Origin of the sequence: Microvirga sp. Mcv34 (assembly GCF_024519725.1) — a bacterium.
Taxonomy (GTDB): domain Bacteria; phylum Pseudomonadota; class Alphaproteobacteria; order Rhizobiales; family Beijerinckiaceae; genus Microvirga.
Genome location: NZ_JALJRK010000143.1, coordinates 544 through 6,786, shown reverse-complemented (window position 1 = coordinate 6,786; position 6,243 = coordinate 544). Strand labels below are relative to the sequence as shown.

Below are 6,243 nucleotides of genomic sequence, written 5' to 3'. Positions count from 1 at the left end.
TCCTGAAGAGCTACAGCGGGATTCTGCAGGCGGATGCCTATTCCGGCTTCGGGCAGCTGTATGAACCAGGCCGCGTGATCGGGGCTGCGACCGAGGCGGCGTGTTGGGCGCATGCGCGTCGCAAATTCTTTGAACTGGCCGAGTTGAAGAAGGCACCGATCGCGATCGAGGCGGTGAAGCGCATCGATGCGCTGTTTGCGATTGAGCGCGCGATCAACGGCCGGCCGCCTAACGAGCGATGCTCTGTCCGTGCCGCTCAATCCAAGCCTCTGGTCGACGATCTGGAGAGCTGGTTGCGGGCGCAGTGCGGGCGGCTGTCGCCCAAGAGCGAGACGGCCAAAGCCATCGATTACATGCTGCGGCGCTGGGCCTCGTTCGCGCTCTTCCTTGAGGACGGGCGGGTCTGCCTGTCGAACAACGGTAAGCGTCCGGTGAGCCTCTGACGATCAGTTGAGGCCACAGCACTTCTTGTATTTCTTGCCGGAGCCGCACGGGCATGGATCGTTGCGGCCGACCTTGCCAAAGCTCGGCGCCGGCGGCACGGGCTGACCCGCAAGATGCTGGCTCACCCGCCAGGCATTGAGGATCTCGACCCAGGGGCCAATCAAGTCGGGGGCTTTTTCGGTCAGCTCCTTGACCTCATCCTCGCGAAGGCCGCTGTCGCCCTGGTTGATCCGCGTCAGCAGGATCAGGCCCGTCAGCGCAGAGCGCGTGTCCTCGTCGCTATCAAGGACGGCGATCCAGCTCTCCGGACGCAGCTGCATGGCGGTTTCAAACCCGCCGATCCAAAGCTCCCAGAGCACCTCGTCATGGCGCGTGTCGACCTCGAAGACCGGCGCATAACGGCCGGACTGCAGATCCTGGGCCGTGGCATTGTAGTGCTCCATTACCAACCCGATGAGCTCCTCGGCCTGTCGGGCATTCTCGAAGACAGGAGCTTCGTCCTCATCACTGCCCCAGACCAGTGGTAGCCACTCGCTCGGCATGATCAGGTCAGGGCAGACAAGGAGCCCCGCCACAAAGCCGTCGAGCTCACTGACCAGCATCGCGTCACTGTCGATCGGCAAGCTGGCCAGCTTCTTCTCAAGCAGCTTCAGACGGCGTGGGATGTTCTGCATGCGGCTTCCAGTTCCAGGGTAGCAGGTTACCGACGCGGTTGATCGGATGATCCGCAATCCGGGCCAGAACGTCGCGAAGCCAGGCCTCCGGATCAAGGCCATTCAGTTTGGCCGTCTCAGTCAGCGACAGAATGGCCGCCGCCCGTTCTCCGCCGGCATCCGACCCCGCAAACAGCCAGTTCTTCCGTCCAAGAGCAACAGGGCGGATGGAGCGCTCGGCGGCATTGTTGTCGATCTCGATTGTGCCGTCATCGAGATAGCGACACAGGGCCGTCCAGCGCGACAGAGCATAGCGGATGGCCTGCGCGGTGGGGCTCTTTCCGGGCAGGCGCGCCAGCTCCCGCTCCAGCCATTGTCGCAGCGCCTCGACCTTCGGCCTCGCCTGCTCCTGACGCATCTGGCGCCGCGCCTCCGGAGGTGATCCGCGAATGGATGCCTCGATGTCATAGAGCTCACCGATGCGCCGGAGCACTTCCTCGGCAATTGGGGCCGCCCCGCTGACCGTCAGCTCGAAGAGCTTGCGCCGGGCATGGGCCCAACAGGCGGCCTCCACAATCGGACTTCGTCCGTCCGACGCTCGGGCCCGGTACAGGTCCTTGAAGCCCGCATAGGCATCGGCATGCAGAACGCCGGAGAAGTTCTTCAGATGCGCCTGCGGGTGCATGGCCTTGCGATCGCGGCTATAGAGATAGCACACGGCCGGAGGCACAGGGCTCTGCCAGGGACGCTCATCGCGGACATAGGTCCACAGCCGTCCCTGCTTGGTTTGGCCTCGTCCAGGCTCGAGAACCGGAACCGGTGTGTCATCGCCATGCAGGCGCGTGCCGGCGAAGACCTGGGCGCGAACCGCCGCAACCAACGGCTCCATCAGCCATGCCGCGCGTCCCATCCAGTCGGCCATGGTCGAGCGCGCGATCTCAACGCCCTCACGCGCATAGATCTCCGACTGCCGGTACAGCGGCAGGTGATCGCAGAACTTGGCGACCAGCACATGTGCGACCAGCCCTGGCCCGGGTTTGCCGCGCTCGATGGGCAGCGAGGGCATACTGGCTGTGACCACCGCATCACAAGCCATGCATCGATGACGCAGCTGGATATGGCGCACCACACGAAAGGACGCTGGCACGTAGTCGAGAACCTCGGTGACCGTCTCACCGGACTTGCGCAGCCGGTCGCTGCCGCACTGGGGGCAGACGCAGCGGGCGGCATGGATCACGTCTTCGCGCGGCAGATGGACCGGCAGCGGCAGGCGCGCCGGCCTTCGGTCCGCATGCCGCGCAGTCGGCTGAGCCTGCCCAGCCTCTTGCGCGGCGGCGGCTTCGATGTCTTCCAGGGCCAACTCAAGCTGCTCGATGGCCCGGTCGATCTTCTCGGAGGAGGCTCCAAACCGCGCCCGGCGCAAGAGGAGCAGTTGCGCCTTCAGCTTCTCGATCAAGATCCGCTCCGAGCGCAGCTCGGCGTCCTTGGCAGCCAGTTCGGCGGCCTGCGCGGCGATAATCGCGCGCAGCGCATCAGGCTCGGCTGGAAGCGGATCAGGAAGAGCCACCATGATCCGGAAGGCTAGCTGATTTGCCTAGCGCGGAACAGCTATCCTGTTGGGCTCAGATCGCCGTCACGCGACACGAGACGGTGGTGAGGACCAAGCGGGACGTCGCCAGTCGATTCCTCCCCACAGCATGGCCAGCTGAGCCGATGTCAGCCGCGCGGATCCGTCCGCCGGCGAGGGCCAGGGAAAGCGACCGCGCTGCAGGATCTTGTAATAGAGGCAAAACCTCTGGCCATCCCAGAACAGCAACTTGATGCGGTCGCCGCGCCGGCCGCGGAAGGCGAAGACCGCGCCTGAACAGGGATCCTGACGCAGAACCTCCTGGGCGAGTGCGGCAAGTCCGGACACGCCCTTGCGCATGTCGGTCACGCCACAGGCCAGATACACCCGCACGCCACTGCCTGGCGCAATCATGCTTCTTCCACCACCCGGATGAGACGGCGCAGAACATCGACATCCGCACAAACGTCGATCCGCAGGGTCCGTCCATTGGTGAGGCCGATCTCGATCTGACCTCGTGGCGATGAGCATAGTGCTGGCTTTCCTGGCGCCGCCGCATCGGCCCTCAGGTCAACGGGAAGAAAGGAAACCGTCTCGTGCGGGACGGAATGGTCGGCCCGCAACTGTCGGCGCCAGGTGTAGATTTGCTGCGGCAGAAGATCGTGCCGGCGAGCGACTTCGGCGGCACTGGCCTCTGGAGTGGAGGCCTCTTCCAGGATGCGCAGCTTCTCCTCAGTCGGCCACTGCCGCCGGCGCTCCCGACCTGTGATGATCTCCATCCGCCCCATCGTTCCGTCGCTAACTTCGAACATAACTGCGAAATCAGCTTCGTAAGCGGGCAGCTGATGCCGTTCAGGGACGGTAGTTCCACGGCATGAGGGCTTCGATCTCGCGGTTGGGCCACCCGTTGGCAATGCGCTCAAGGGTCTGGGTCAGCCAGGCGTGCGGATCGACGTTGTTCATTTTGGCCGTGGCCAGAAGGGTCGCGATGGCCGCCCATGTGCGGCCGCCGCCATCGGAGCCTGCAAACAGACTGTTCTTCCTTATGATCGTCTGAGGCCGGATCGCGCGTTCGACCGTGTTGGAATCCAACTCGACGCGTCCGTCCGACAAGAACCGCTCCAGAGCGGCACGGCGCGTCAGAGCATAGCGGATCGCCTCGGCCAGCTTCGACTTGCGTGACAGCTTCGGTAGCTCTTTCTCCCACAGCGCGAAGAGCCCACTCACGACAGCCGCCACCTCCGCCTGGCGGGCCTTCATGCGCGTCAGCGCGGGCCGACCGCGAACCCTCTCCTCCACAGCCCAGAGCGCCGCCATCTGATTCAGCGCCTGTGCCGCCACCACGGAGGCATCCGAGACGTGCAGCTCGTAAAATTTCCTGCGCACGTGCGACCAGCAGGCTGCCAGCTGCACGCCTTCGTTGGCTCCCTCGGGCCGGGCAAGCCGGTGATAGGCCGTATAGCCATCCACCTGTAGGATGCCGCGATAGCCTTCAAGATGGCGCGCCACGCAGTCGCCGGCCCGGCTGTCCTCGAACCGGTAGACCACAATCGGCGGATCGCGGCCGCCAAACGGCCGATCATCGCGCACATAGGCCCACAGGTACGCGGTCTTGGCCTTGCCCGCCCCGGGCACCAGGGTCGGCAGGGTTGTCTCATCGGCAAAGATCCGCTCGCCCTGCTTGATCCGCGCCAGGGCATACTCGGCCAGCGGCTCGAGCTCGAAGCCCACCTTGCCCATCCACTGCGCCATCTGCGAGCGCTCGATCACAACCCCGTCGCGGGCATAGATCGCCTCCTGCCGGTACAGCGGCAGGCCATCGGCATACTTTGACACGGCGATCTGGGCCAGCAGCGCCTCGGTGGGAATCCCGCTGGCGATAATCCGGGCGGGTGCGGGAGCCTGGATGACGCCGTCACAGCCCTTGTAGACGTATTTGGGCCGGCGCGTGATGATGACGCGGAACTTGGCCGGCATCACATCCAGGCGCTCACAGACGTCCTCACCGATCCGGATCCGCTCGAGCCCCTCGCAGCCCGGAGGATCATCCGGCTCGATCACCACCTCGACCCGTTCGAGATGCGCCGCAAAGCCCTTGCGCGGGCGCGGCGCCCGCTTGGTCGGGCGTCCCGTCGCCTTCTCCCTCTCGGCCTCGAGGGCTGCCACACCGGTCTCGATCTCGTCGAGCGCAAGGGCATACTGATCGTCGCTGAGCCGATCCTTGCCGAGCCGCTCGGAACGGGCGCCGTAGCGGGCCCGCTCGAGCATCTTGACGATCGCCATCAGCCGCGCGATGCGCTCCTCGGAACCCTTGTTCACCTGTTCGAGATGGGCGTTGCGCTGTTCCAGAAGCGCGGTCTTCTCGGCCATGGTGCGCACCATCGCCTTGAGCGCATCGACATCATCAGGAAGGGCGGAATCATGGGCCGTCATTGCGCCCATCAGATCATGATCGAGGAGCCTGCCGAAGCGGCTCTCCAGTTCTGATTCATCATGCCGCAGGGAGAACTATCCGACCGATTGCGGAGCCCTGACAGTCACGGCATGCACCCGCTTCCAGTCCATGCCATCGACCAGAGCAAGCAACTGGGCATGGTTGAGTTGCACCCGATGCTGACCGATCCGCGGCCAGCAGAAGTGCGCCTTCTCCAACCTCTTGCTGTAAAGGACCACGCCCGTGCCGTCCCACCAGACAATTTTGACGCGGTCTGCACGCTTGGCCCGGAAGACGTAAAGCGCGCCGCTGAAGGGATCGGATCCAGCCTCGCGCACCAGCGCCAGAAGCCCGTCTGGACCTTTCCTAAAATCAACCGGATGGCTGGCCAGGAACACCTTCACGCCGGCCGGGATCATGCCCGTCGGACCACTCGGAGGATGTTGACCAGGTGGTTCTGATCAATATCAGCGGCAACACGAACCACCACGTCAGCGATCACGATCTCGATCATCGACGAGGATGTCGGTGTGACTTCAACGAATCCGAGCCGCTGCTCCTGGGGTTCGCCTTGGACGACACCCGCTTGCATCGCCTTGCGGCGCCAGCCGAACAGTTGCGCCGGTGCAATTCCAGCCTGGCGTGCAATGGCCGAGACATTGGCCCCAGGCTTCAGGGTCTCCTCGATGAGAGCCATCTTGGCTTCAACCGACCAGCGTCGGCGGGGCCGATCGGGACCACCTTCCAGACGGTGGGGAACGGCCTCCAGCACATGGAAGCTTCTATCATCAGACATAGGCGCAGACATAGAAACTGACACTGAAAGCTCCTTGCTTCTGTGTCAGTAAAGAGTAAGCACCCGGTGTGCGCCCTCTTGTGAGAGCGCAGTTTGCGCGTGACGTTCTGACCTTAAGCCTAGCTTTAAGGTCAGCAGGTCAATGAAGATCGAAGTTCTCGGCACAGAACGCCGGCGGCGCTGGAGCCTCCAGGACAAACTCCAGATCGTGGAAGAGACGCTGCAGCCGGGCATGAAGGTCAGCGAGGTGGCCCGCCGCCATGGTCTTGCGCCCAGCGTCGTCTTCACCTGGCGCCGGCTGGCCCGCGAACGCCGGCTCGGTGACGCTGGTCCCAAAAAAAAAAAAAAA

At 64.1% G+C, this 6,243-nt stretch carries 8 protein-coding genes and 1 pseudogene (1 of these 9 only partly in view); 2 read left to right on the top strand and 7 right to left on the bottom strand.

Going from position 1 to position 6,243, the window contains the following annotated elements; all coding sequences use genetic code 11:
- Window positions 1-419, top strand: a pseudogene (locus tag OC446_RS28720) (IS66 family transposase); the annotation flags it as partial.
- A gap of 27 nt (window positions 420-446) precedes the next feature.
- Here OC446_RS28720 and OC446_RS28715 read toward each other — a convergent pair.
- The 7 genes from OC446_RS28715 to OC446_RS28685 all read right to left on the bottom strand — a co-directional run bounded on the left by OC446_RS28715 (window position 447) and on the right by OC446_RS28685 (window position 5,894).
- A complete protein-coding gene (locus tag OC446_RS28715) occupies window positions 447-1,118 on the bottom strand; it encodes a UPF0149 family protein (RefSeq protein ID WP_262032349.1) in 672 nt (223 codons plus the stop codon).
- Window positions 1,084-2,667, bottom strand: a complete 1,584-nt coding sequence (tnpC, locus tag OC446_RS28710) for an IS66 family transposase (protein WP_262032348.1) — start codon at window positions 2,665-2,667, stop codon at window positions 1,084-1,086. The genes OC446_RS28715 and tnpC (OC446_RS28710) overlap by 35 nt, the downstream gene beginning before the upstream one ends.
- A gap of 63 nt (window positions 2,668-2,730) precedes the next feature.
- The gene (gene tnpB, locus OC446_RS28705) at window positions 2,731-3,078 is read right to left on the bottom strand and encodes an IS66 family insertion sequence element accessory protein TnpB (protein ID WP_262032347.1); all 348 of its coding nucleotides are present in this window, start codon (window positions 3,076-3,078) and stop codon (window positions 2,731-2,733) included.
- The gene (gene tnpA, locus OC446_RS28700; RefSeq protein ID WP_262032346.1) at window positions 3,075-3,443 is read right to left on the bottom strand and encodes an IS66-like element accessory protein TnpA; all 369 of its coding nucleotides are present in this window, start codon (window positions 3,441-3,443) and stop codon (window positions 3,075-3,077) included. Before tnpA (OC446_RS28700) ends, tnpB (OC446_RS28705) begins: the two co-directional genes overlap by 4 nt.
- 73 nt (window positions 3,444-3,516) lie before the next feature.
- Window positions 3,517-5,097, bottom strand: coding sequence for an IS66 family transposase (gene tnpC / locus OC446_RS28695; protein WP_262032350.1), 1,581 nt, complete (start codon window positions 5,095-5,097; stop codon window positions 3,517-3,519).
- Window positions 5,098-5,172: 75 nt separating this feature from the next.
- Complete coding sequence (gene tnpB, locus OC446_RS28690) at window positions 5,173-5,502, bottom strand: IS66 family insertion sequence element accessory protein TnpB (RefSeq protein WP_262032345.1); 330 nt, start codon at window positions 5,500-5,502, stop codon at window positions 5,173-5,175.
- An 11-nt stretch (window positions 5,503-5,513) separates the two neighbouring features.
- Complete coding sequence (locus OC446_RS28685) at window positions 5,514-5,894, bottom strand: transposase (protein ID WP_262032344.1); 381 nt, start codon at window positions 5,892-5,894, stop codon at window positions 5,514-5,516.
- Window positions 5,895-6,036: 142 nt separating this feature from the next.
- Between OC446_RS28685 and tnpA (OC446_RS28680) the strand changes: the two genes are divergently transcribed.
- Window positions 6,037-6,243: the 5' portion of an IS66-like element accessory protein TnpA gene (gene tnpA / locus OC446_RS28680; protein WP_262032343.1), read on the top strand. 201 nt of this gene lie beyond the right edge of the window; only the first 207 of its 408 coding nucleotides appear in the window; its start codon is at window positions 6,037-6,039; its stop codon lies beyond the right edge, outside the window.

Excerpts from the sequence above, each read along its gene's own strand:
- OC446_RS28715 (WP_262032349.1), bottom strand. The coding sequence starts at position 1,118 with ATGCAGAACATCCCACGCCGTCTGAAGCTGCTTGAGAAGAAGCTGGCC.
- tnpC (WP_262032348.1), bottom strand. The coding sequence starts at position 2,667 with ATGGTGGCTCTTCCTGATCCGCTTCCAGCCGAGCCTGATGCGCTGCGC.
- tnpB (WP_262032347.1), bottom strand. The coding sequence starts at position 3,078 with ATGATTGCGCCAGGCAGTGGCGTGCGGGTGTATCTGGCCTGTGGCGTG.
- tnpA (WP_262032346.1), bottom strand. The coding sequence starts at position 3,443 with ATGGAGATCATCACAGGTCGGGAGCGCCGGCGGCAGTGGCCGACTGAG.
- tnpC (WP_262032350.1), bottom strand. The coding sequence starts at position 5,097 with ATGACGGCCCATGATTCCGCCCTTCCTGATGATGTCGATGCGCTCAAG.
- OC446_RS28685 (WP_262032344.1), bottom strand. The coding sequence starts at position 5,894 with ATGTCTGATGATAGAAGCTTCCATGTGCTGGAGGCCGTTCCCCACCGT.